This window comes from Arthrobacter sp. GmRoot5-12, from assembly GCF_059739365.1.
In genome coordinates this window covers 4,446,505-4,469,908 of record NZ_AP046056.1, presented here as the reverse complement: position 1 = coordinate 4,469,908, position 23,404 = coordinate 4,446,505, and the positions used below count along the sequence as shown (strand labels likewise).

At 61.8% G+C, this 23,404-nt stretch carries 19 protein-coding genes and 1 pseudogene; 1 reads left to right on the top strand and 19 read right to left on the bottom strand.

Annotation, left to right across the window (positions count from 1 at the left end; all coding sequences use genetic code 11):
* The first annotated feature begins 9 nt into the window (after nucleotides 1–9).
* Complete coding sequence (locus AC6JAM_RS20600) at nucleotides 10–501, top strand: single-stranded DNA-binding protein (RefSeq protein WP_497935823.1); 492 nt, start codon at nucleotides 10–12, stop codon at nucleotides 499–501.
* 120 nt (nucleotides 502–621) lie between these two features.
* Here the strand turns inward: AC6JAM_RS20600 and AC6JAM_RS20595 are convergent, their stop codons facing one another.
* The 19 genes and pseudogenes from AC6JAM_RS20595 to AC6JAM_RS20505 all read right to left on the bottom strand — a co-directional run bounded on the left by AC6JAM_RS20595 (nucleotide 622) and on the right by AC6JAM_RS20505 (nucleotide 23,393).
* Nucleotides 622–906, bottom strand: a complete 285-nt coding sequence (locus AC6JAM_RS20595; RefSeq protein WP_497935821.1) for a hypothetical protein — start codon at nucleotides 904–906, stop codon at nucleotides 622–624.
* 651 nt (nucleotides 907–1,557) lie between these two features.
* On the bottom strand, nucleotides 1,558–5,112 hold the full coding sequence (gene mobF / locus AC6JAM_RS20590) for a MobF family relaxase (RefSeq protein ID WP_497935820.1): 3,555 nt from the start codon (nucleotides 5,110–5,112) through the stop codon (nucleotides 1,558–1,560).
* Nucleotides 5,113–5,719: 607 nt separating this feature from the next.
* Entirely contained in the window at nucleotides 5,720–6,724 is a 1,005-nt protein-coding gene (locus AC6JAM_RS20585) for a hypothetical protein (protein ID WP_497935819.1), read from the bottom strand.
* A complete protein-coding gene (locus AC6JAM_RS20580; RefSeq protein ID WP_497935818.1) occupies nucleotides 6,724–7,206 on the bottom strand; it encodes a hypothetical protein in 483 nt (160 codons plus the stop codon). Before AC6JAM_RS20580 ends, AC6JAM_RS20585 begins: the two co-directional genes overlap by 1 nt.
* Nucleotides 7,193–8,002, bottom strand: coding sequence for an oxygenase MpaB family protein (locus tag AC6JAM_RS20575; RefSeq protein ID WP_497935816.1), 810 nt, complete (start codon nucleotides 8,000–8,002; stop codon nucleotides 7,193–7,195). Before AC6JAM_RS20575 ends, AC6JAM_RS20580 begins: the two co-directional genes overlap by 14 nt.
* Before the next feature lie 211 nt (nucleotides 8,003–8,213).
* Nucleotides 8,214–8,726, bottom strand: coding sequence for an SRPBCC family protein (locus AC6JAM_RS20570; RefSeq protein WP_497935814.1), 513 nt, complete (start codon nucleotides 8,724–8,726; stop codon nucleotides 8,214–8,216).
* Between the two features lie 356 nt (nucleotides 8,727–9,082).
* Nucleotides 9,083–11,436, bottom strand: a pseudogene (locus AC6JAM_RS20565) (FdhF/YdeP family oxidoreductase).
* Nucleotides 11,437–11,686: 250 nt separating this feature from the next.
* Nucleotides 11,687–13,105 carry an MFS transporter gene (locus AC6JAM_RS20560; protein ID WP_497935813.1) on the bottom strand — a complete coding sequence of 473 codons (1,419 nt, stop codon included), beginning with the start codon at nucleotides 13,103–13,105 and terminating at the stop codon, nucleotides 11,687–11,689.
* A gap of 56 nt (nucleotides 13,106–13,161) precedes the next feature.
* Nucleotides 13,162–14,667 (bottom strand): NAD-dependent succinate-semialdehyde dehydrogenase, encoded by a 1,506-nt coding sequence (locus AC6JAM_RS20555; protein ID WP_497935812.1) that lies wholly within the window; start codon nucleotides 14,665–14,667, stop codon nucleotides 13,162–13,164.
* 832 nt (nucleotides 14,668–15,499) lie between these two features.
* The gene (locus AC6JAM_RS20550; RefSeq protein ID WP_497935811.1) at nucleotides 15,500–15,829 is read right to left on the bottom strand and encodes a hypothetical protein; all 330 of its coding nucleotides are present in this window, start codon (nucleotides 15,827–15,829) and stop codon (nucleotides 15,500–15,502) included.
* 196 nt (nucleotides 15,830–16,025) lie between these two features.
* Nucleotides 16,026–17,162 carry an alpha/beta hydrolase family protein gene (locus tag AC6JAM_RS20545; RefSeq protein ID WP_497935809.1) on the bottom strand — a complete coding sequence of 379 codons (1,137 nt, stop codon included), beginning with the start codon at nucleotides 17,160–17,162 and terminating at the stop codon, nucleotides 16,026–16,028.
* A gap of 38 nt (nucleotides 17,163–17,200) precedes the next feature.
* Complete coding sequence (locus AC6JAM_RS20540; RefSeq protein ID WP_497935808.1) at nucleotides 17,201–18,394, bottom strand: NAD(P)/FAD-dependent oxidoreductase; 1,194 nt, start codon at nucleotides 18,392–18,394, stop codon at nucleotides 17,201–17,203.
* Nucleotides 18,394–18,600, bottom strand: a complete 207-nt coding sequence (locus tag AC6JAM_RS20535) for a ferredoxin (protein ID WP_497935807.1) — start codon at nucleotides 18,598–18,600, stop codon at nucleotides 18,394–18,396. Before AC6JAM_RS20535 ends, AC6JAM_RS20540 begins: the two co-directional genes overlap by 1 nt.
* Nucleotides 18,601–18,628: 28 nt before the next feature.
* Nucleotides 18,629–19,831 carry an amidohydrolase family protein gene (locus tag AC6JAM_RS20530; RefSeq protein WP_497935805.1) on the bottom strand — a complete coding sequence of 401 codons (1,203 nt, stop codon included), beginning with the start codon at nucleotides 19,829–19,831 and terminating at the stop codon, nucleotides 18,629–18,631.
* Nucleotides 19,828–20,412: an amino acid synthesis family protein gene (locus AC6JAM_RS20525; RefSeq protein ID WP_497935804.1), complete on the bottom strand. Its 585-nt coding sequence runs from the start codon at nucleotides 20,410–20,412 to the stop codon at nucleotides 19,828–19,830. Before AC6JAM_RS20525 ends, AC6JAM_RS20530 begins: the two co-directional genes overlap by 4 nt.
* 73 nt (nucleotides 20,413–20,485) lie before the next feature.
* Entirely contained in the window at nucleotides 20,486–21,268 is a 783-nt protein-coding gene (locus AC6JAM_RS20520; RefSeq protein ID WP_497935801.1) for an SDR family NAD(P)-dependent oxidoreductase, read from the bottom strand.
* The gene (locus AC6JAM_RS20515) at nucleotides 21,265–21,543 is read right to left on the bottom strand and encodes a hypothetical protein (protein WP_497935799.1); all 279 of its coding nucleotides are present in this window, start codon (nucleotides 21,541–21,543) and stop codon (nucleotides 21,265–21,267) included. Before AC6JAM_RS20515 ends, AC6JAM_RS20520 begins: the two co-directional genes overlap by 4 nt.
* 12 nt (nucleotides 21,544–21,555) lie before the next feature.
* Complete coding sequence (locus tag AC6JAM_RS20510; RefSeq protein ID WP_497935797.1) at nucleotides 21,556–22,074, bottom strand: aromatic-ring-hydroxylating dioxygenase subunit beta; 519 nt, start codon at nucleotides 22,072–22,074, stop codon at nucleotides 21,556–21,558.
* 2 nt (nucleotides 22,075–22,076) lie between these two features.
* Nucleotides 22,077–23,393 (bottom strand): aromatic ring-hydroxylating oxygenase subunit alpha, encoded by a 1,317-nt coding sequence (locus AC6JAM_RS20505; protein WP_497935796.1) that lies wholly within the window; start codon nucleotides 23,391–23,393, stop codon nucleotides 22,077–22,079.
* Between the last annotated feature and the right edge of the window lie 11 nt (nucleotides 23,394–23,404).

The window sequence follows — 23,404 nt, the reverse complement described above, 5'->3', positions numbered from 1 at the left end:
ACGCACGATATGAGCACCAGAATACCGATCAACATCGCCGGCAACCTCGTGGCAGATCCGGATCTGACCTACGGCGAGTCGGGGGTGGCCCACACCAAGCTCCGCGTTGCGGTGAACCAGCGCGTCCAGGGGCCAGATGGATCCTGGCATGACGGTGAGCCTGTTTTTCACAACGTCTCCGCGTTCCGGGCGCTCGCCGAGAATGCCTCCAATTCGCTGAAGAAGGGCGACCCCGTCACCGTTTCGGGTGAGCTGGAATTCCGTTCCTTTGAAAAGGATGGGGAGCGGCGCGAGGCTCGTCGGATCGTAGCCGAGACCATTGGCCCGGACCTTCGCTTTGGTACCGCTGTATACCAACGTTCTGCGCGTGCCGCTGGGCCTGGCGCTTCAACCGAGGCGGGCCTGCAAGCGGCGCCGGAGCCGACGTACAACATCGCAACCAAGGGTCCGGTGTCGGTATCCCCTTTCGGCGAGCCGGCGCGGAATGAGGTTAGTCTCTGACCCTGCGCCGTTGGGAGGGCCTACTGAGCTTGCCCCCTAGCGAGACATGGCAATGGCCTGGTCCTTCCGCCGAGGACCAGGCCATTGCCATGCTGTCTCGCTGATGGACCGCGGTGCCTGCTATAGCCGCGAACTGCCCTTCCATTCGTCCGGTTCCACCCGCTTGATGCTCGAAGAGTGGGCCCACCCCATGTGGTACTTGCCGGAGGCATCCAGCCATTCGATGAGACCGTACTTGTGGGTCCAGCCAACGGCCTTGCCATAGATTCCGCCTACATACACTAACGGCCGGGCATACTTCGGGAAGTCCCGAATAGGCGCCGGATCATCGATCGGGCGGCTGGATTCAGCGTCCATCCGGGCCATCACGCGCTCGAGGTCTTCTGGCGAGCCGGACTTGATCACGCAAACAACTATAGAACATATGTTCGAATAAGGGTTTGGGACCAAGTCAGCGGCAGGAGCTTCAGGTATTCCGCGCCCTCACAACGGATGGCGTTACAGGAGCCGCCCCGCGCCCTTCGGCAGGAGCCCAGGCCAAAAAATCGACCGCCTGAATGAAGTACGTGTCCGGCCATGGCGCGCCAGGCATAACCTGGGCTGGGTCCGGGGAGATGAGCAGGACCGATCCGGGCCAGATCGGTTCCGGAAGCGACTCCAGCCAGGCCCGCTGAGTGTGGTTGAAGCGATTCCATCTGATCGTGACCCAGGAGCCGGTGGGCTGCACTGCGTCAACGCTAACCAGCGTCACCTCCGCTGATGTGCCGCCAAGCGCTTTGGCATTGCTGAAGGATCTCCACTGTTCCGTCGCCTGTTCCTGCCAGGCCCGACGTTGTCTAGTCCGTCGCCACCATTGCCATCCGGTAAGTAGTGCAGCAGCGAACAGCGTGGCGCCGCCTACTATCTTTGCGGAGACGGGAACGCCGGCGGAGGGAAGGAGAACCAGAGAGAGGGCGGCCGCGGATAGAACAACCGCGCTGGCCAGTACCAACCCGGCTGTCGCAACTCTCGGTTTCACCGCTGGGTTCACGACCAATGTTCTGCCTCTACATCAGCTTAGATCTGCCAGCCTGAACTAGTAAGGACGACTTGCTGGGATCGATGCATATCGGGTGGACTCATCTCTGGATGAGGGGCAGCCTGACAGCTTTTGGCGCTCTCAATTACTTCCTGGAGTCTTTCCCGCTGGCCCAGCTGTTCCCACTCGTAGTCCGCCGGGCGACCTCCCAATGGCAGGTGAGTATCGTATATTCCCCATCTGTCCCGGAACAGGGCAACGTCACGAACAAGCTGGCCGAAGGAGTCTGTAGCACCCACGGCCGCAGTTAGCTCGTCCTTCCACGGAAGATCCTGCGTCAGGGCCGCCCAAGTGACAATTTCCGTCCTTTGCCTGATGCGTTCGCGGACCTGGACGATCATGTCTGCCAACTCGGGTCCAAGCACAGGGAACGATTCGTGCAAAGGGTCTATCGCCGTCGTCGGTGTTCCTTTTGCGCAGCGACGAAGCCGCGCGCTGAGGTGGGCCATCGGGTCGTGCACTGAATGTCTGTCCTGCACGGTCCGCTCCATGACTCGCTCTGCGCCGTGACGGCCCCATGCTGTGGCTTTGCGCCAGGCCGCAACTGCGGCGCCCCACGACGGTGATGCGCTTAGCCCGGGGACTGCAACCGGGTCAATTTTTCCCAGACAACGACTGAGGTCCTCGGCAGCAGCAATCTGCGCCAGATAGTCGTACTCGGCGTACAGCCGTTCAAGGCTGTCCGCCTTCCTCCTCTCTGTTTCACGGACCTCGTGTGCAGTCCGCTCCGCCCCCTCTGCGGCCAGCACCTCACCAAGGATGCTGCGCCACGACAAATGCTGCGAAGGATCCACGGCCTGGTGTTCCGAGTCGTCGCCCTCGCTGACATACGCGACGTTCCCGGACCGGCCGCGGGTCATGCTCACGTAGAGCAGCTCGCGGGTCAACCGTCCTTGGGTGACCACCGTGTGCCCGGTATCGACCGTAAGGCCTTGGGATCGGTGAGCTGTAGTCGCATAGCCGAGCTCAACGGACGTCTCAAGGTAGGCCCGGGGGAGTACGACGCTCGCCCCAATCTCCCGCCGCACTGCGAGAACCGAGCCATCGTGCCTGTTGACCGCTCTGACGTCGAACAGCGTCCCGTTTCGGACAAATTCGCCTTCGCTGTCAATGAGCCGGCGATTGTTGCCGCGGGCGATGATGGTGTCACCGGAACCGGCCTGCAAGCCGTCGGAGAGTTGAGCTGCCAGCTCTGCATCCACAACTCCCTGGGCCACCAGGTCTGCTCGGGCCCGCTCGTTGAGCATGCTGACCGTCTCGTTGTCTGCGGCAATCAGGATAGACGACTTACCAGCGTGCCTGTCGGCCCGCCACGCAAGATACGCCTCGTCCAGCATGCTTAGGTAGGAGCCGTGGCGGATCCGCCGATGCTGCTCGTAGTCCTCGATCGCCGAGTAGTCTCCCGCCCGCAGCTTGAGGGATGAGGTGCGCTCCCACTCGTCGTGGAATCGCCAAATAGTGCTGAGGCGGGTGGTGAGTCCTTGGCGGTCCAGCCAACCGAGGACGCCGCCAGCGTCGATTGCGTCCAACTGGCCTGGGTCTCCCACCAGGAGGATTTTCGCACCGGCTTCCTTTGCTTGTTGCATAAGTGCAGCAAGCTGAAAGGTGGACACCATGGACGCTTCGTCAATGATGACGAGCTGATTCGGGTGGAAGCACCAGCGCTGTTGGGTTGCGGCCAGCTGGGCTGCTTCCTGGGCGAATGTAATGCTCCGGCGATCGCTGCAATTGGATGCCCCCAGGAGTTCCTGAATGTGGAAGAAACGCTCACCCCTCGTAGCTGCACTCTGACCCATTGACTCGTGCAGCCACTTGGCGACGTTCTCGGTGGTTATGCGCAGTTCGTGGCTCAGCACCGCTGCGCTCGCCGCAGCTGGAGCGAGCCCAATGACGCTCCCAGCCCCGTGCTCTGCTTCCCAAACAGCCTTCAGGGCGCCCAGCGTGGTGGTTTTTCCCGTTCCGGCCGGGCCGACAATGGCGTCCAGCCGGTTTCCGCTAAGGACGACGTCCGCAACTGCCGCGCGCTGATCGGCATGTAGCCTCGGCACTTGCAGACGGCGGCCGCTGTCCAGCGAGTCCATGACGACTGATGGGCGGACAGCCGGTCCGCCGTTGTCCTTCCTTGCCGTCATGATGGCGTCCTCGCAGGCGAGTGTTGAAGCGTCGGTGTAGAGGCGTGACCCATGGAAGTCGAAAACGCTCCGCTGGTTGAGCTGCAGGTCCGGGCCAGTGTTCGATGGAAGGGAATAGCGGTATCCGTTCAGCGGCACTGATTGTTGTTCGGCAGCGGTGGCGACTGCATCTATCAGAGCGGCCCGGTCTGATGAGGTGCTGCAGCGGATTTGGGCGCAGACTCTTTCCGCTTCTGCAAGTAGGTTCCAGCGGTTCCAGGTTGAGCGTTTTCCGGCAACCCGTTCCCTGGCGATGGTCGCGACAGCGGATGTCCAGTCGGGAGTGAAGTCCAGGAAGGTAAAAGGGGCGACGCGGGAGCGGTTGATGGTGTGGGCGAGGACGTCAGATGGCTGAAAACCTTTGGCAATTGCTCGAGTCTGCCATTGTTCAGAGAGCTGGTGCAGCGGTGTGGGACTCTCGGGCTTCGGGGCGCGAGTAGAAAGGGTAGCCTGCTGGCGGAGTTTGATGGTGGTCGTAGCCGATGGAGTCTGGTCGTGATCCTTGGTCCACGCTGCCACAAGGCGATCAGTTTCCAAGTCGATGAGGCGGGAGCGATTGGAAAATTCGCGGATGAGTTCTTCATCGATCCCGGTGAGCTGTTGGCTGGGGTTGTGCGTTGTGGTGAGGGGAACGCGGCTCTCGGGGTCGCACCCAAGGTCCCGTTGGAGGGCGTCGAACAGCAGGCCGTTGTAGTGTTCGCTCGCTGCGACCGCTGCTTTGTACAGAGCCCGGGAGTCGAGGGTGACCCAGGCTCCGTCGGTGGCACGTTGTGTGCGGTTGGCGATAACCAGGTGGGTGTGGAGCTGCGGATCCCCGGTTCGTGACTCCCAATGGTCGAACGCGGCCGCAACAGCTCCTTGCGTGCCGATATGGGCGACTCCGTTACGGCCGGCCCTTGTATGGATGACGTTCTTTTCCAGCCACGCAAGGGTCGCCTCGACCGCTTCGTGGTGGGTTCGCAGGATCTGCTGCTGCTTGCTGTGTGGGCTCAGCGCCCAGAGTACGGACACCGACTTTGGCACGCTGAACGTCAGGTCGAAGCCAATGACCGCATGCCGTTGAGCTGATTGGCCGGCCTTGTTCTCGACAGCGGCAGGTTGGGCGTGCGGCCTGCCCAGGGGAGTGCCGGTCTGCGGATGCACCGCCATGTCAAATACCGCTCTTGCGTCGGTTTCCGTGACGGCGTCACCCAGCGTTTTACTGATGCCGTTTAGTCCGCCGCCAATCCAGCGCCCCTGGGGTGTGCCCGCCTTCATGTAGTACGTGGTGGGGTCCGGGGGAGAACCGGACAAGTCATCCATCATCGTCGTCTTGAACAGGTAGCGCAGACCCGACCGGGCAGACAGACGTGCGATAGACATGGTCACAGGCGAGGTGCCCCTGCCTGCTGTTTGCTTGGATACCAACCCCGTCGGCGGAGGATGTCCAAGGTTCGGACGTCAAGAGCCACTCCCTTGGCACGGGAGATTGAGACAAGCAGGGCCGCGGTGTGCGCCAGGTCCTGCACATTAGTCCGTTGAGCTCGTTTAAGGCGTGCGACCTCCGACTGGAGGAGGTTGATGCTCAGCCGCTGTTCCGAACTCTCGGCTTCGAGCCGGTCGATCTCTGCGGCTTGAGAGCGGAGCTTGGACTGAACCACTTGGCGTTGGCGCTCGCAGGATATCCTCTCGGACTCCAGACGACGCTTCGTAGCCTGCAACTGCGCTTTGAGGTGCGGCGAGCTCAAAGTTGTTGCCGGCACTGTAGAAGGTCGAATTGTGGCTCGGTGGCGACGACTCCGGTGCCTGTTCGCGCAACGTTGGGAGCAGAACCGGTGACTCCTCCGCGTCGCTTCGAAAGTGGTACGGCACTCTTCGCAATTCTTCTGGTTCACGTTGATTCATCAGCGAGGCTCAGCGGGGCGACATGACTGGCCGTGACAGCATCTAACGCTGGCGCCTTGGATGCCAGAGGTGTGAGGCCTGGATTCTAACGAGGAAGGTCGGGAGTGGAGCGGCTCTCGAGTAAGAGCTCGGCGCGTTCGACTACCGACAAGTGGTGTTCGTTGAGGCGCTCGCGGGCTAGGGGACTCGCCAATTCACAGTCTAGGATTTCGACTAAATGCCGGTGAAGCTGCGTTTCCGCGTGGCGGGAGAAGAACACGAGCAAAGCGGGGCGGTGGTCCTGCAGGACCAGCTCACGCTGGCAACTTGTAACGTCATTCCAAATTGGCTTGATCTGCATGAGAAGTAGCCTTGCCCGCAGCGCGAAGATGCCCTGCCGGAGGCGTCCCGCCATGCGGGGGAGAAGTAATCCAAGACTGACCAGGAGCACAGCAGCCGTCTCTCCGATCCAGTAGAAGCCTGTCAGTGCGGCAGCTGTTTGACTGTCGGCGCCTTCAGCTGCAACCACAGCGCCGTAGATCAGCCGGTCCAGCAGGACAAGTGCGAAGAGGATGCATCCCCCTGCGATGAGGGAAAAAGCCGACCGGAAGGCCGGTGCGTGCATGTGCGGGACGTTGCTGCGGCACACCCGGGCTATGTCGAGGCAGACCCACATGATGAAAGCGGAGCCTGTCCAGAGGAAGACTGCCATCCCGGGCTGGTCAGCGTAGGTCAGCGGCAAGTTGGGATCGGTGCCATCCACGCGGCTGGCGAGAAAGCCGGCCGTCACTGTGGTGCACACGGCGGCAGCAGCGAATCTGCCCAAGACGAGCTGCCGCCGTCGTACTTCTGTATCTGTAACCGCTGCCAGCAGAATCGCCGTGCGAAACTGCCAGAACCCCAGGAGCAAAGACAAGAGGGTAACCAGCCCGACGCGGTTGCGTCCGCCAAGTAATGGGTCGACGGTGTAGTAGACCGCTGGGACATAAAGGGTACAGGCGATCGCAGCGAGGATAGTCGCGCGGAAGACGCTTCCACGGTGAGCATCGAGCGCTGTTGGAAGCCTGAGAACGGTCAGGACCCAGAGTGCGGCGGCAGGGACCGCTTCCATCAGCCGAATACTTGTCGAAATGCCAAGGGCTCGGGCATGGCATCGACGTCGCTGTTGATGATCCGAGTAGCGAGTTGGTCGGCCAAGACTTCAGCCATGAGTTCTGCGCCGTCTGTGTAGCTGCTGCGTCCGAGCACGCGGAGTACGTCCTGGCTCAGGTCAGGCAGGAAGGTCGCGGCAAGGTCTGCGCTACTTTCTTCGAGGTCATGACAGAGAATCATGTGGCTGAACTCGTGAAGGACGATCTGCTGCCGGTGCCAGGCCGACTTCACCGGGGCATGCAACACGATGTCCCGGTCCGCGCAGATTAGCCACACGCCGCAGAGTTCCGATCCGGATAGGCCGGGTAGTACGTCGACAATGATGGGGCGGCTTCTTTGCCGTTCCAGTTTGTCCTGAATGAGCTGGAGCGTTGGCGCCTTGGGCAACCCAAAGCCTTGCTCGGCCTTGCGGGCTACTTTTCGAGCTTCACGATAGTTCATTGCTTTGGAAGGTTGACGGGTCAGGGACCTTGACGGGGCCGATTTGATCGAGCGAGTAGCCGCCCGGGTACAAAGACGAGCCGGCCTTTCCCGGCGTGAAATGAGGCTTTCGCTGCAACGGCAGCCGGCGGTGGAGGGCGTTGCGGACTGCCAGAATAATTCCCAGGGTGGCTCGGGAGCCTCGGCCGCTGCGGGGGAGCCCGAGGGCGCCAACGAGCCGGTCATCAGCGAGCATTACACTGATCATTCTTGCAGCGAAGGGTCGTAGAGGAAGCGGCAGACGGCTCTGAAAGACCTGAACTGTCGCGTCCATCAGCTTTTTGCCTTCAATCGATGCAGAGACGTGGGTTGCCTCGTATTGGTCGAAGAAACGCTCCGCTTCGGCATAGGTCTCCGGCATACCCTGTACGTTCATCCGGGATCCCAACTCTGCGAAAAAACGGGCTGCAGCGGTTAGCTCTGCTCCTGTGGGCGGGCGCCACGCATGCTGCTGGGCCCAGCGAACCGGGACGACCAGCAGGGTCAGAAGGACGTAGAGGTAATCGTCCGCGCTGCCGGGGACGTTGCGGTGAACGCGATTGAGCAGGGCGACCATGTGCTCTCCCCGGTCGCTATCGAGGCCGCTTGCGATGAGCTCGTAAAGGACGATTGCAGTGTCGTAGGAGCGCTTCATGGGACGCTCCTGGATTTCGCCGTTCCGGTAGAGAGTGGCCGCGATGCTTGGGATAGCGAAGTTGCGATAGTACGAGAGGAAGAAGCCAAGCTCCATATCTGCTGCCAGGTCGTAAAGGACCATTGTGCGGAAGGTGGTTTCCCAGTCATTCGGGGAAGGGCGCTCCTGGCGGCGGAGGCTGTCAGCGAGGGTCGGATGAAGGTTCACTGTGGCCCCCGTTCGTAGTGGCTGCTATGCGCGTTCGAACTGTGGGCTGCGAAGGCTCCCCAGCTCGGCTAACTTGCTTACATCGTAGAACTGATGTCCTCACCTGGCTAGGCGAATGTAGACGGGTCTACGCTGCTTTCTTGACCCGATTCTTTGCCAGCGCTTGTTTCAGGCCTCTTTCCCCTTGACGCATCATCAGCGCATGCGCTGCCGTGAAGGCCGGCGCAGCAATAGGTGTCATGAGATTCATCCAGCGCTGAGTAGGGCGCACGCGCCACTCGATATCCATGCGCGTTGCTTTGCCTTGGTCCTGAGGGATGAGTGCCACGCGCCCTGTGCCCTGCAAGTCCCCGCCGGCGTCGAACTCTATTTCCTGAGGTGCGGCTACCCTTGTGGGGTGTATTGAGATGGTGAGCGTGTAACCGAGGAAGGCTTTGAAGTTCAGGTGGGCCGTAGTGGCTTTCAGGATTTCCTCCTGGGTCCCACTCGCGGCTTTGGTTCGCTCCAACGGTGCAGCGAAGGTGCAGTGCGGCCACCACTGGGGCCAACTCATATCGGTGTCTGCAATGACGGCCCAGACCTTTTCGGGCGAGGCGGGGAACTGCCAGGTGGAGTTGAGGTCGAAGAGGCGAGACTTCATATGAATATCTTGGCATCAACTCCGGCACGCCCTGCTCCACCGGTTTCGCGAGGCAAGCAAGGAAGGCATTTTCGACGTCTCCGGCCTCGTTGAGCATAACTCTGTGCTTCGGGCTGCCGTCGTCGGCGCCTCCGAGCTGGTTGTCAGGTAGGACTCTAAGACTCAACAGTGGGCATGTGCAGGAACAGCCTTTCGGACCCTATTCTGACGCGCTTTTCGCCGCTGCCCTGACGTCAGGTTGGGGTGTGCCCTATCTGTACTAGTTGCCTTCTCTGGGCACCTCGTATCGGCTAAACGCCGCACCGGGGGACTCTTCACACTCATGTCCGAGAGGTGATCACTGTTGCGGCGCCAGGCTAGCCCGCCATTGCCGGTTCCAGTTCCGCCGCGGACTCTTCTGCTGCCACTCCTTCGCCTTCGTGGGGTTCGAAGCGGACGAACATGGCCTTGAAGCCCGGGGTGTTGGATTCGCGGGCCACGTTTTCCCTATGCACCAGTGCGTTGGCCTCGGGGAAGTACGCCGCCGCGCAGCCCTTGGCGGTGGGGTAGGCGACGAGGCGGAACTTGTCCGCCTTCCTGTCTTGGCCGCGGAAGGTGCTGACCACGTCCACGAGGTCCCGGTCCCGGAAGCCCTGCTCGGCCAGGTCCTCGGGGTGGACCAGGATCACCCGGCGGCCGCCGGAAATTCCGCGGTACCTGTCGTCCAAGCCGTAGAAGGTGGTGTTGTACTGGTCGTGGCTGCGGATGGTCTGCAGCACCAGGTGGCCTTCCGGCGGCGTCAGGTACTCAAGCGGGCTGACCGTAAAGCGGCCTCGGCCGATGTCCGTGGCGAAGGAGCGGGTGTCCCGCGGCGGGTTGGGCAGCACAAACCCGTTCTTCGTCCGGACCCTGGCGTTGAAGTCCTCAAACCCCGGAAGGACCCGGGCGATGTGCTCCCGGATGACGTCGTAGTCCTCCGCCATGGCCTTCCAGTCCACCGGGTGGGCGGGCCGGAACGTTGCTTCAGCCATCCGGGCCACGATGACCGGCTCGGCGAGCAGGTGCTCGGACACCGGCTGCAACCGGCCCTGCGTCGAGTGGACCACGGACATGGAGTCCTCCACGGACAGGAACTGCGCGCCGCTGGAGTGCTTGTCGTCCTTGTCCGTCCGCCCCAGCGTGGGCAGGATGAGCGAGGTGCGGCCGTGCACCACGTGGGACCGGTTGGGCTTGGTGGAGATGTGTACAGTTAGGCCGATCCGTTGCATGCCGGCTTCCAGGGTCTCCGTATCGGAACATGCCAGCGAGAAGTTGCCCCCCATGGACACGAACACGTCCACCTCATCGCGTTCGAACGCCTCCATGGCTTCCACCGCATCATGGCCGTGATGCCGCGGAGACTGGATGCCGAACTCCTTGTCGAGGGCCGCCAACAGCCACTCCTTCGGCTTCTCCCAGATGCCCATGGTCCGGTCGCCCTGGACGTTAGAATGTCCGCGCACCGGGCACGCGCCGGCGCCGGGCTTGCCGAAGTTGCCCTGCAGGAGCAGGACGTTGACCATTTCCTTGATGGTGTCCACAGAGTGCGGCTGCTGGGTGACGCCGAGGGCCCAGCAGAAGATGGTGGCCTTGGACCGGAGGAGCATTCCGGCCACGTCCTCGATCTGGGCACGGGCCAGGCCGGTGGCCTTCTCGGTCTCTGCCCATTCCAGCTCCCGGCGGGCGTCGCGGTAGGCGTCGAAGCCGTCTGCGCCTCGATGAAGGAGCGGTCGACGACGGTGCCGGGTGCCCATTCTTCTTCTTGGAGCAGCAGGTGGCCCAGGGCCTGGAACAACGCCAGGTCCCCGCCCACCTTGATCTGCAGGAATTCATCGGCCAACGGCGTGCCGTTCCCGAGCACCCCGGAGAAGGTCTGCGGGTCCTTGAAGTTGAACAGCCCGGCCTCGGGCAGCGGGTTCACCGCCACCACCTTCCCGCCGTTGTCCTTGCATTCCTTCAGCGCCGAGAGCATCCGGGGATGGTTGGTGCCGGGATTCTGGCCCACGACGAAGATCAGTTCCGAGTCGTGGATGTCATCCAGGGACACGGTGCCCTTTCCGATGCCGATGGTCGGGTTCAGCGCCGAGCCGGAGGACTCGTGGCACATGTTCGAGCAGTCCGGCAGGTTGTTGGTGCCCAGGGACCGGGCGAACAGCTGGTACATGAACGCGGTCTCGTTGGCGGTTCGCCCCGAGGTGTAGAAGACGCAGCGTTCCGGCGTGCTGGCCCGGATATGCTCACCGATCAGCTCAAAGACGTCCGCCCAGGAGATCGGCGAGTAGTGCGTCTCGCCTTCCCGGATGACCACCGGCTCGCTGAGCCTGCCCTGGTTGCCCAGCCAGTACTCGGTCTTCTCCGCCAACTCCGCGATGGAATGCTTCGCCCAGAATTCCGCGCCGACCGTACGCAGGGTGTTCTCCTCCGCGACCGCCTTGGCGCCGTTCTCGCAGAACTCGGCTGCCTTGCGCTTCCTGTCCGACTCCGGCCAAGCGCAGCCCGGGCAGTCAAAGCCGCCGCGCTGGTTCAACCGCAGCAGTGACTGGGTTGTCCGGGTCACACCGGCCTGGGCCACCGCGCGCTCCAGCGCCACCATCACGGCCTTGACGCCGGCGGCCTCGGTCTTGGGCTGATGGACTTCGAGGTCATCCTCGTTGATGTCCGCAACGGGGGCGGCCTGCTTACCGAACTTCATCGTTCAAACTTCCTTACGGGCAAATGTCGTACTTCATTGGAGCGGCAGTAAAGGCGCGCCGGGGTTCCCGGCCCGCCTTTACCAGGTGGGTGTTGGCTCCGAAAAGCCGCCCACCGGGCTGCCTTGGCCAGCGTTTCCCGATCAGCCGGATGGTGGTGGTGCGCTCCTACCTTTGCGCGACCTCACCGTGTCCGCGATGTATCGGTGCTCATTCTCATTGAGTGCTTTGGCGCAGCAGGAGTTGCGCACGCTAAAGGGTGACGGACCCCTGCAGCGTCCTGGCAGTTCGGTCAGGGCGGATAAATGCCAGCCCGAGCAGACCGGAGACCAGAAGAAGTAACCCGGCAATCAGGAAGGATTGGTTCACTCCGGTGACCATGCAGCTGACCATTTCTGCGGTCTGAACCGTTCCTGCGGGGGCAGTTCGATATCCGGCGTTCTCCATGAGCCAACCGACCAGAACGGGCGAAACAATGGCACCTATGGATCCCGTTGCACCCAGGACGCTCATGACTATGGGACGTTGTTTCATGCCGACAATGTAGGCGACCATGGCTGCTCCCATTGGATAAATGATGCTGCACCCGGCGCCAATGGTGAGGAGCACGATTGCCAGCACTCCTGAAGTTTGGGTTGCAAGCAGGAAACCTAGTCCGCCGGTGACGAGCGTCAGACTGTATGGTGCGCCCATCGCTTGACGCACGCTTTTTTCCTTCTTCATGAGCTGGCGGCTGATGATTCCCAAGACCAGCAGGACTGTGGCGCCGAAAAGCCAGGGAAATACTGTAACGATGCCGACCTGCTCGATCGTGAGATTTGCGGACACTTTCAGGTACTGAGGCAGCCATGTTGTTAAAAAGCCCATGGTCCAGAAGTTGGTGAACACGCCAAAAGCGGTGATGAGGAAGGTTCCGCTGAGGAGTGCCTTGAATATCGGCACGTGGGTCTGTGTGTCGAACCAGGAGTATGCACTGCTTTCGGGTGCATCAATGCTCTTTGTGTTGTCATTCTCGGTCAGAGACGCGCCGCGGGCATTCGGCGCGTATGGTCCGTCTTTACCCAGGACCAACCAGGCGACCAGCCACAGCAGACCGAGGATCCCCAGAACGCCAAAAGCCCAGCGCCATCCCCAGGCGGCGATAACAAACCCCAGCAAGGGGGCGGCGATTACCGGCCCGAGAGTTGACCCGATGGCGACAAGGTTTGAGGGCAGGGCGCGACGCGATGCCGGGAACCAGGAGTGAACTGCTGCCAGCGACGTCGGAGTCGCAGGACCCTCCGCACCTCCCAGGATGATCCGGGTGACGAGAAGCGCTGCGGCGCCTCCGCCAAACAGCAATGGAAACTGCATCAATGCCCATGTCAGTCCAAGGACGAACAGGATCCACTTGACGGAAAACCTGCTGGCTAGAACGCCTGTTATGACGGCTATGACCGCGTAGAGGAAGTAGAAGGAGCTTCCGATAAAGCCAAACTGGGTAGTCGTCATCCCAAGTTCAGCCATTGCTGAGGGGGCTACAAGTCCGAGTACCGCCCGGTCCGCAAAGGCAATAATTTGGAGAACTACCAGCATGCCGGTAATAGTCCACGCTCTCCGGTTCATTTTTCCATTCCGGAGCGCATAAGCGAGGGAGCTGGGGTCTTCTTGTCCAGTCGTAGTTTGTGCCATGGCCAGGCCTTTCTGTAGCCGTGCAAAGCTGCCCGAGGGCGGCTTACAAGTAGTGGTTAGCGGGCGTAAGGGTCGGTGATGCCGATGTATTGCGTGGTGGTGTACTCGGTGATGCCTTCCGATCCGCCTTCGCGGCCGAGACCTGATTGCTTCACGCCGCCGAAGGGCGCTGCTGCGTTGGAGATGACGCCGGCGTTGAACCCGACCATGCCGAATTCGATCTGTTCCGCGACCCGGAAGAGCTTGTTGAAGTCCTTGCTGTAAAGGTAGGAGGCAAGTCCGTACTCGGAGGCATTGGCCAATTTGATGGCTTCTTGCTCGGTGGTAAAGGTGGTGACGGGGGCGACGGGACCAAAGATCTCCTGGCTCAGGATCACCGCATTGTTGGGCACGTCGGCGAGGACAGTGGGCTGGTAGAAGTAGCCGGGGCCATCCACGCGTGCGCCGCCGGTAACGACAACTGCTCCAGCGTTGACTGCGGCCGTGACGAGGTTGTGGACGTCGGCGAGGGCGCTGGCGTCGATGAGTGGGCCGACCTGTGAAGCGGGGTCGGTGCCGCGTCCGGTAGTGAGCGCTCCCATCGCGGCGGCAAACTTCCGGGTGAATTCCTGCGCTACGGAGGCGTGGACGAGGAATCGGTTGGCTGCTGTGCAGGCTTCGCCCATGTTCCGCATCTTCGCCGCCATAGCCCCTTCGACCGCTTTGTCGAGGTTGGCATCCTCAAACACGATGAACGGTGCGTTTCCGCCGAGTTCCATGGATGTGCGCAGCACGTTCTGAGCGGCGTCGGCCATCAGCCGCTTACCGACCGGGGTGGACCCGGTGAAGGACACTTTCCGAAGCCGGGAGTCTTTCAGCAGCGGCCCGGAGATCCCTGACGCGGAGGATGACGCGACGACGTTCAGGACGCCGGCGGGAAGGCCGGCTTCTCTCATCGTCTGGGCGAAAAGCTGTGCCGTGAGCGGGGTGAGCTTGGCTGGTTTGAGGACCATGGTGCAGCCTGCAGCGACGGCCGGGGCGACCTTGCGGGTCGCCATCGCAAGGGGGAAGTTCCAGGGTGTGATGAGCAGGCAGGGTCCGACGGGTTTGTGCTGAACGAGGATCTTGTTCTTGCCCTCGGGGGTGGTGAGGTAGCGGCCGTAGTCCCGGACGGCTTCTTCGGAGAACCACCGCAGGAACTCTGCCCCGTAGGTCACCTCGCCGCGGGCTTCGGCGAGCGGCTTGCCCATTTCCAGGGTCATCAACAGCGCGAAGTCCTCGGCCCGTTCGGTCACGAGGTCGAATGCGCGGCGGAGAATTTCTGCCCGCACCCGTGGTGCGGTCTGCGCCCAGAACGCTTGGGCTACGTCAGCGGCGTCCAGCGCGGCGATTGCATCCTCACTTGTGGCCGAGGCGAGGGTGGCAAGCACCTCCCCGGTGGCGGGATCGTGCACGTCGAACGTGCCGCCGTCGGACGCGTCCCGCCACTCACCGCCGATCAACAGGCCGGTCGGCACGGAAGCAAGGAGCTTCTGCTCGCGTTCGGATTTTAGGGCAGGGTATATTACGGGTGACGTAGTCATGCGGGAGGTCTCCTCAATAAGTGTGCGGTGCCGGGTTTTATACTTCGGCGCCGCGAGGATGATGTTGTGGGACATAGTCCATAGCGGCCGCGAGGCGATCTGGCGTCGAAACAATCGAAGGTTCTGCCGCTTCCAATGCGCAGGCGTTTATGGGCCAAGGTGCGCGCTTCGAGGGCAGCAGAGCGGTAGGCGCGTTGGGTGGGAGCAACACAAACTGCCTACAACCGGACTAAGTCCTTTTCTTGGATCGTTCCGTGCCCGATTTCTGGGTGTAAAGCAACGGTGAAGGTCGTGAAGGTGTGTCGTGTTACTAGGAGGCCGCAATGGGGCTGCTTCTCATGGAGCAGACGAGTTGTTTCATCGAGTTGCTGGTCGCGTGAGGCCCGGTCCTGGGCGATGACAGTAATCGAGGCATGTGTCGGCATCATTGGCTCACCATTTCGAGTAGTCAGGTTCTTAAAGTGCGGTTGGGGCGGTGGTTACGGTAGGGAAGTTCTGGAACCGTTTACCCTGGTTCATCATCGGAAGGGGACCCATGATAGAAAAGCGGGTCACCGTGCAGGCAGACGGGAAGGTAGACGTGTACGGCTGCCTCAGAGTCCTCCAAGGTCTGCTCTCCTCTGCGGCCCGTCCTATAGATCAGCCATAGCTGGACCGCCAAGGCAACTACAGTGACAGCGGCCAGAATGATACCCGCAGTAGGATCAGTATTTTCGCCGAGGATAAAGCCCCAGGCGCCTCCCGGCTCAGTGAGGGGACGCATCAGGAAGCGAACCATAGGCTCGACCTGCATCTGAAATTCCTTGCTGTTCGCAGAGACGGCATCTGGTTCTTACCGAACCTCTGCCTGATGTGTGACTGCGGCACCGTTGAAGCGTCTTTTGATGCGAGCACCCGAAGGTTCTGTTGCCAGCCAAACACGGACGTCATCATCCTTGTGGACGGCGATCCGGCCGCCTCCGCCGTCGATCCAGATCCAGAAGATCGACCCGTCCGGAACCATGTCTTCGACTGTGCCACGCACGAGCACTTGAGTTTCCCTCTGAACGTACATCCTGTCCCCAGATGTAAGACCAGCCCAGTCCTTCGTTTTCAATGGCGGGTATTTGGTGAGCAAGGGCAATATCTCGGCGATTTCGCGCTGGATCAAGAGATCGGCCACGTGGAGTCCTTCTTCCTTGAAATCTGTCATTTACCTCAGCGCTCCGGTCCGGGCGCGAGTGGTGCTCGGTTCCTCATCACCTACGCAGCTGCGGTTCTCGTTTTCCCCTGCCACCCCCACGCGGAACGTTGGGGTGGCAGGGGAAGCGAGATGAATCCTCGGAAAAAGTGACTTTTGGGAGCCAGCCGGGATGCAGTTAGATGCGGTGGAGGAACCAGTCGCTCAGTCGTGCACCTGCTACTGACATGTAGTCGTAGCTGCAGTGCAGCGATCCGGCGCCGTCATAGATGTCGACGGTGACGTCGTCGGAGGTCAGCGCCTCAACGAAGCGGTCCGCGCCCTTGATGTCCATGATGATGTCGGCGGTGCCGTGCATAACATAGACGGGGATCTTGAGCTTGTCTGCGACACCATCCAGGGTGAATTTGGCCAGCTTCTCGCGGGCTTCTGCGTCGTCCTTTGAGCCGCTGAGCCACTGGAGCTGCTTCTGCAGGGGCGGGTAGAATTCGTAGAAGTCCGTGAGGATGCTCCATGTTCCACACCAGGCGGCTACTGCCTTCACGCGGGGTTCGAATGCGGCAGCACGTGGGGCGTAGTAGCCACCGAAGCTCACGCCGGCGAGACCGAACCGGTCCGCGTCGACATCGTTGCGCTTCTCAAGGAAGTCGAAGATGGCGGTGACAGGTACTTCATAGTCGGGCCTGCTGTACATTTCCTTGAAGCGCAGCGAGCTGCCGCGTCCGGGGGTGTCGACCATGACGATGTTCATGCCGCGAGCCGGGAATTCGGTTCCGCCCAGGAAGTAGAGTTCTTCGGCCCAGGAGTCGGCGCCGCCAAGGAAGAGGACCGTGGGGCGGGCCTGGCCGGAGTTGTCGGGGCGCACGATGTAGCCCTCCATCTCCTTGCCCTCGAACGGTACGGCGATCCGCTCGATCAGTCCGTCGGACAGCTCGGCAGCCTTTTGGAAGTTTTTGGTGCCCTCGACGTAGGCTTCGGTGCGTCGCTCGTCGAAGGAGTCGAGGAAGAATTCGGAGTGGCGCCAGTAGCTCATGGAGCGGAACAGGGCCCGCCGGGCGGTGGTGATGTCGCCGCGTTCGAGGGCTTCGTAGCCGGTGGCGGCGATGTCTTTTGCTGTTTGGCTCCACTCGCGGTGCCAGGTCTCGCCGTCGGTGGTTTCCCGGCCGATGCGGGCTGCGGTACGTGCGCATTCAAACAGGTCGGAGCCGCCGACTGCGACCTGCGAAAGTAGCCTCATGGTCTGCAGTGACCAGTCTTCGTCCTGGGGGAAGAGTTCGATGAGCGAGAGTGCGTCGCCCGTTTTGACGGTGTTCATGTGTGTCTCCTTGTTGGGTTCGGGTGGGAAAGGAAGATTTAGTTGGCCGGGGCCAGCCGGGTTGCGTCGGTGGCTTCCCAAGCTGTGCGGTTTTGGATTGCGACTTTGTATTTGGCGAGTTGCCGAGGAGCGCAGACGGTGAGTGCACCGATTAGCAGGCCGTCGCGGCCGAGGGTGGCAACCAGTCTGTCGTCCGACATTTCTTCGATTCGGATGTCGGTGGCACCGGCGGTGCGGCCCACAAACCGCATCTTTTTGTCATGCTGGTCTGTCCAGAAGTACGGCACTGACGCAAACGGGTCCCTCTCGCCAAGCAGTGTTGCTGCTGCATGCCGGCCTTGGTCCACTGCGTTCGACCAGTGTTCGATGCGCATTTCCTCGTTAAAGACCGGGTTGCGCCAGCTGGCGACGTCTCCGGCAGCGACGATGTTCGGGACAGAGGTCAGCAGTTCCGGTGTGCAGGTGACACCGTTGGCAACCTCGACGGCGCTTCCGGCGAGCCACTCGACAGCTGGTGTGGCACCGATGCCTGCCGCGACGACGTCAGCGCTGAGGCTTTCACCGTTGCTGAGGGTGACCGTGGCCCCGCCGGGAGAGTCCTGCAGGCTTTGCACGGATGAGCCGCAGATCAGGCGGACGCCGTTGCCTTCGTGAAGCTCCCGGTACCATGAGCCAATCTCGGTGCCGAAGGCCCGTGCTAGGGGCATCGGGGATCCTTCGATCAAGGTGACGTCCAGTCCGAGCCCTCGGGCTACGGCCGCGACTTCGAGGCCAACGAATCCACCACCGATCATGACGAGGTGCCTGCCCGGTATGAGTTCGGGACGGAGTCCGAGGGCATCGTCGAGGGTCCGTAGCACGTGCACGCGGGCCTGGGCCGTGCCACTGGGAAAGCGGCGGGCGGCGGAACCTGTGGCAATGACCATGCCGTCGTAGGGAAGGTCGGATCCGTCCGAGAGCGAAAGCAGCCCTTTATCGGCGTCAAGGCCACGAGCGGCCGTGTTGAGCCGCAGCTCGATGCCTTGAGCTTCGTACCAGGGCGCGGGGCGGAGCAGGAGCTGCTCGGCCGACATGCCGTCGAGCAGGAGTTCCTTGGAGAGCGGTGGGCGGTCATATGGCAGCCCAGGCTCGGCCGACACGAGTGTCAGTTCCCCCTCGAATCCACGCTCGCGCAGCGCTTCTGCCGCGTGTACTCCGGCGAGGGAACCGCCGACAACCACAACCCGATGCATCAGATGTCCTCGATGTGGATGGCATGCGCTGGACACCCGCGACGGGCGGCTTCTGCCTGAGTGCGCAAGGGCTCATCGTGTTCGTCAGAGCCGATCACGACCGCCTTGTTGGTGTCATCATCGATGTCGAATAGCGCCGGACCTTCGATGAGGCAGTTTGCGTAACCCTGGCAAGCTGGAAGATCCACTGTGATCTTGAATGCCATGTCTTTGTCTCCTTTAGATGCTTATTGCTCAATGGCCCGAGGCTTCGAGGTGCTCGATGCGGGGCGTGACCTCGGCCGCGCGTGCAGCCTGTGGTGTGTTCCGGCTGCGCAGCGTGCGGACAACACCTCCGGTGATAACAGCTGAAATGCCTGGGATATCGCCCACGGACAGGGCGCCCAGGGCATCGTCGCGGGTTGATCCCCAAGGTGCATCGAGAACCACAAGATCAGCGGCACGGCCGGGGGCGATGAAACCAGCCGGCAGGTCCCATACCCGGGCGTTGTTGCCGGTGGCCGCTGCCCAGACGAGGGCCGGGTCGACGTTGGAGAGCGATGACAGCTCAGCTACGGTCTTCATCACACCGAGGGGCATGACGCCGGTGCCGGTTGGGGTGTCCGACCCTATGACCACACGCTCGAACATGCCCTTGTCAGCGGCACGGTTAATAATCCGAACTGCCGAGCGCAGATTACCGGCCTGCACGAGCTGCAAAGCCATGTCCGTCTCGTCCATGATGAGGTCCACGCCGGCCTCATCGAGTGAGGTTGGGCCACCGTTGACATGGCCGCAGACGTGCGGGGCCAGCAAGAGGAGGTGCTTCGGGGTGATCGGCTTACTGCCGGGGATGCTAGCCCCTCCCGAGTGGCACATCACGGTTATTCCGTGTTCTTTTGCCCACCGGACCTGGTCTACGCCGTCGGCGGGATCCATGTAGCGGCCGAACCCGAACTTTGCCAGGTGAACCCCGGCCTCCTGCAGGTCAACAAAGTCCTTTTCCTGCAGTGTAGGTTCGAGCACAACGGCACCGGCGTGAACGGTCATGCCATTGGGGTGGAAGTTATCGAAGCACTCTTTGGCGGCAATGGCGAGAGCCTTGACTCCTATGGCGCTGCTAGGCCGGCCGGGTGCGTGGATTTCGCCCGGGGATACGACACTGGTGATGCCGCCGTGTACGTAGCTTGCGAGGAAGTCCACGGTCTTCTGGCGGGGTGTGTAGTCGCCGATGACCACGTGGCAGTGTGAGTCGATGAGCCCCGGTGCGAGCGTGGTGCCCTTGGCATCAACCACATGGGACGAGGCGTCAATTTCGGCCAGCAGATCCTGCCTGCGGCCAACGGCCGTGATAATCCCGTCCCTGGTGATGACGGTATCGGCGTCCCTGATAATGGGTGACTGCCAGTCTCCGGAGAGGATCGTGCCCGCTCCGACGACCGCGATCGATCCTGTCACAGCCCCTTCTCCTTCGCCTCTGCGATGGACATCCCGCCAACGCGTGCGTTCAGCCGTCCACGGTTTGTCACCGCGGCGATGACGACCAGCTCGTCGGGGTGGGGAGCGTCAGGGACCCGTACTTCCATCGCGTCGTAGTGCGAGCGGACCCAGACTTCGTCCTTGAATGCCGTGGGCACGTCGATAACTGCACCCGCGGCGGCGGGTTTGGTCACCGATGTGATCCAGGCTGCGCCCCCGCCAATGGCCTCACGGAAGGCGTCTCCGAAGACGGAGGTAAGGGCGGCGTTGATGTGCTCCTGCTCGCCTGCGCTCCCCACGAGGCCTGCCTTGCCGTAGCTTTCGACCGGGGCGCCGAGGAGCCCCAATGCCTCTTTGCCCAGCAGGGTTCCGATTTCTCGTGATGCCTCGACTAACGCTGAGAGGTCCTCGACAAAGCCCTCCCCGGCGTAAGGGTTCTTGATCACGGCGCAGACCGCAACTTTACGCAGCGGCCCGCCGTCGTCGCCCTTCCCGGCCGACGTACGGATTTCTTCGACCTGCGCAAAGGTCTTACGGATTTCGATGGACTTCTCAGCCATTTGTGTTCCTCATTCTGATTTTGAGTACAACGGCGTACCGTTTTCCTGGTTTTTTTGGGGGGGTGGGGTTCTGCTAGAGGCGTCGTCCGCCGTCAGTGCGGATCACGACTCCGGTGACAATGCGGGCGTCGATCGGGTCGGCCAGGAAGCGGTAGGCCCCGCTGTGGTCTTCAGGTGTGGCGGTGAAGCCGAGCAGGGTGTGGGCGGCGATTCTCTCGTCGCGGCCCTCCACACGGTCAGCTGTCATGGTTTGCCCGAGCGTCGACAGTCCGCCGAACCGGGTTCCCCCGGTGCCGCCTGGTGCCACGCCGTTGACCCTGATTTCAGGTGCCAGCTCGGCAGCGAGGTGGTCAACAATTCCGCGCAGTGCCCACTTGGAGCTGCCGTAAAGCACGCCGCCTCCGATGGCGCTGAAGGCGGATTCGGAGAGGGTGAGAGTGACTGATCCCCCAGCTGCGCGCAGTGCCGGCACGGCGAGATTGACCGCGAGCAATGTTGAGCGCACGTTGACCCGCCAGACCTCCTCGGCCGCGGTCAAGAGCTCCTCGGACGAGAGTTCATTGACCTTGGCGTAGTTGTCGAACACTCCGACGCCGCAGGTGATGTTGTGCAGTCGTCCCTCTGCGTCGGCCGCGGCCGCGATGGCATCCCGGAGGACGCCAGCGTCGGTCGCGTCTCCGACCAGGGTCTGAATGGCACCGCCGGAGGCCTCCGCGACTGCTTGGGCACCACCTGCGGACCGGTTCAGGACTGTGACTTTTGCCCCTTCACGGTGGTAGCGTTCGGCGGCGGCCCGGGCGATTCCTGACCCCCCGCCGGTGACCAGAATGTGCTGCCCGGATAGTGTTTCGCTCATGCTCCTGGGGTCCTGCTCAGCAGTTTGGTGATGAACTCCGGTTCCTGATAGCTCAAAACATCAAGGGCAACCGCGTCGTAGCGCACGCAGGTGCCACGACGGGGGGACCATATTTCGAGCCGGACGCCGTTTCGTGTTTCGACCTTGCGGACAACGACATCCGCGAACTCGTTGGCAATCACGATCGGGCCGCTGTTGCCGCCGTCCTTGGGGACTTCAAGCACTTCGCCGGTGTCCGGATTCTCCGCCTGAGGCCTTGCTGTCGATTCAGACATGATTCATTCCTCCTAGATGAAGATGGACAGGTTGTGAGCGTTGATGACCGCCTGGTCAATGGCTGCCCAGCGGCGTGCAATCTCGTAACCGTCCGAAGTTTTGCGAACGAGATCCTTTCGGAACACCGAGACGAAGTTCGGCTCGATACTGTCTCCGCGGCTGCGGTAAATGAGGCAGTAAGAGCTGACTTCGTATTCGCCGTCCTGCCCACCGGCGTCCACGAGCACGTTTGTCACGTAGTGGCGTGTGCGTGAGGGCGGTTGTTCGGCCCAGGCGAAATCTGTTTCGAGGCGACGTACCCGGATTTCGAGGGTCTGTTTGTTGTCCTGGAAGATCCGGCCGTTGGGGGAGAGTTCCCATTCGGCCAGTCCTTCCCGGACCACCCGCAGGGGCACATCGTAGGTAATGTCTTCGGAGAGAAATTCGAGCCAGTCGCGGAAGCGGCGCTCATCCAGAGCGAGTGCTTCGCGGAACATAAATTCCTGAATGTCTTGCTGCACGGTCCGGTCAACGGCACTGAGTATCGTCATGATCAGGCCTCACCCAACAGGTAGTCCGCCCACCGGGTCCACAGGTTCCGGAAGTTGGAGTCGTTGACGTAGGGCTTGACCACATGGCCGGGACCCGGGAAGTCGGGGTCCTGTTTGCTCTCGATGCCCATCATGTAAGGGAATTCAATGCCGCGCACGGCCGAGGACTTGGCCATGCGGGTGACGCGTGCCCAGTTCTCCAGGTCGTCCTGCTCGAACGTACCTGCCTGGGCGAACGCGAGCGTATACGCCTGGTAGGCAGCTTCCTTGTACTCTTCGGAGGCGTCCTTTGGGACCAGGCACCAGGAGTACATTTCCGTTTTTCCCGGGCCGATCGGATGGTACAACCGCATCGTCACGAACCGCACACCCGTTTCGCCGGGTGTCAGGCTGAAGGGCTGCATCAGGAAGGACAAGTTTGGAAAAACTGTTCCAACCGCGGTGCGGGTGTTGCTGAACACTTCCACCTGCTCAGGGGATAAGCTCCGCCGCATCTCTTCGGTCAGGTCATCCGGGAAGCCTGCAAAGGGGGTAAGTCCAGGTGTGTGCCCGAGTCCGATGCCGTGTCCCTTGCCGGGGATGCTGGCAGCCCAGCCCTGGCTGTGTGTCGCGCCTGATGAGGGGAAGTACCCCAGATTGAAGCCGAACTGGTGGGCTACCGGGGTGTGGTAACCATCGCCAGCGAAGTTCTCGGCCGCAATTTTCCAGTCAGTTTCGGTGATCCAGTGATCGGGCGGACCGTGCACTTCACTGCCGGCCAAGCCCTGTTTTAGGTAGAGGTCGAGGTAGAACTGGAACCCGCCAAGGTACTCGTCCAGTGTGGGCGCATCCTGGTTGAACGTTCCGAACACCAGACCCGCGTAGCTGTCCACGCGGGCCCCCACCAGGCTCCAGTCCTTCCTCTTCAGCCGGCCTTCATAACCCTCGGCCATGTACGGAACTCCGATGAGCTCACCGGAGTTCTTGTAAACCCAGCCGTGGTATGAGCAACGGAAGTGGGAGGCGTTCCCCATCTCCGACTTGCACATCATGTTGCCGCGATGCCGGCACATGTTGAGACTTGCGTGGATCTCCCCGTGCTCGTCCCGGGCAACGATCATATTGTTGTTTCCGATGTAACGGGTGACGTAGTCACCCGGCTTCGGGATCTCCGATTCGTGGGCCAAAAAGGTCCACGCCTGACCGAACAGCCGTTCCTGTTCCAGGTCGAAGATCTGCTGATCGTTGAAGACATGGGCCGGAAACCGCCCCTGCTTGATCCCTTCCCGGATCTGGCGCAGTTGAGCATCCGTGTCTGGGTTTACCGACTCCGTTGTCATTATGATGACCT

Coding starts and splice junctions, on each gene's coding strand:
- AC6JAM_RS20575 (WP_497935816.1), bottom strand. CDS start 8,002: ATGGTCCTTTACGACCTGGCAGCAGATATGGAGCTTGGCTTCTTCCTC.
- mobF (WP_497935820.1), bottom strand. CDS start 5,112: ATGTCTATCGCACGTCTGTCTGCCCGGTCGGGTCTGCGCTACCTGTTC.
- AC6JAM_RS20580 (WP_497935818.1), bottom strand. CDS start 7,206: ATGAACTATCGTGAAGCTCGAAAAGTAGCCCGCAAGGCCGAGCAAGGC.
- AC6JAM_RS20535 (WP_497935807.1), bottom strand. CDS start 18,600: ATGGCATTCAAGATCACAGTGGATCTTCCAGCTTGCCAGGGTTACGCA.
- AC6JAM_RS20540 (WP_497935808.1), bottom strand. CDS start 18,394: ATGCATCGGGTTGTGGTTGTCGGCGGTTCCCTCGCCGGAGTACACGCG.
- AC6JAM_RS20505 (WP_497935796.1), bottom strand. CDS start 23,393: ATGACAACGGAGTCGGTAAACCCAGACACGGATGCTCAACTGCGCCAG.
- AC6JAM_RS20560 (WP_497935813.1), bottom strand. CDS start 13,105: ATGGCACAAACTACGACTGGACAAGAAGACCCCAGCTCCCTCGCTTAT.
- AC6JAM_RS20515 (WP_497935799.1), bottom strand. CDS start 21,543: ATGTCTGAATCGACAGCAAGGCCTCAGGCGGAGAATCCGGACACCGGC.
- AC6JAM_RS20600 (WP_497935823.1), top strand. CDS start 10: ATGAGCACCAGAATACCGATCAACATCGCCGGCAACCTCGTGGCAGAT.
- AC6JAM_RS20520 (WP_497935801.1), bottom strand. CDS start 21,268: ATGAGCGAAACACTATCCGGGCAGCACATTCTGGTCACCGGCGGGGGG.
- AC6JAM_RS20555 (WP_497935812.1), bottom strand. CDS start 14,667: ATGACTACGTCACCCGTAATATACCCTGCCCTAAAATCCGAACGCGAG.
- AC6JAM_RS20510 (WP_497935797.1), bottom strand. CDS start 22,074: ATGACGATACTCAGTGCCGTTGACCGGACCGTGCAGCAAGACATTCAG.
- AC6JAM_RS20545 (WP_497935809.1), bottom strand. CDS start 17,162: ATGAACACCGTCAAAACGGGCGACGCACTCTCGCTCATCGAACTCTTC.
- AC6JAM_RS20525 (WP_497935804.1), bottom strand. CDS start 20,412: ATGGCTGAGAAGTCCATCGAAATCCGTAAGACCTTTGCGCAGGTCGAA.
- AC6JAM_RS20585 (WP_497935819.1), bottom strand. CDS start 6,724: ATGGAAGCGGTCCCTGCCGCCGCACTCTGGGTCCTGACCGTTCTCAGG.
- AC6JAM_RS20570 (WP_497935814.1), bottom strand. CDS start 8,726: ATGAAGTCTCGCCTCTTCGACCTCAACTCCACCTGGCAGTTCCCCGCC.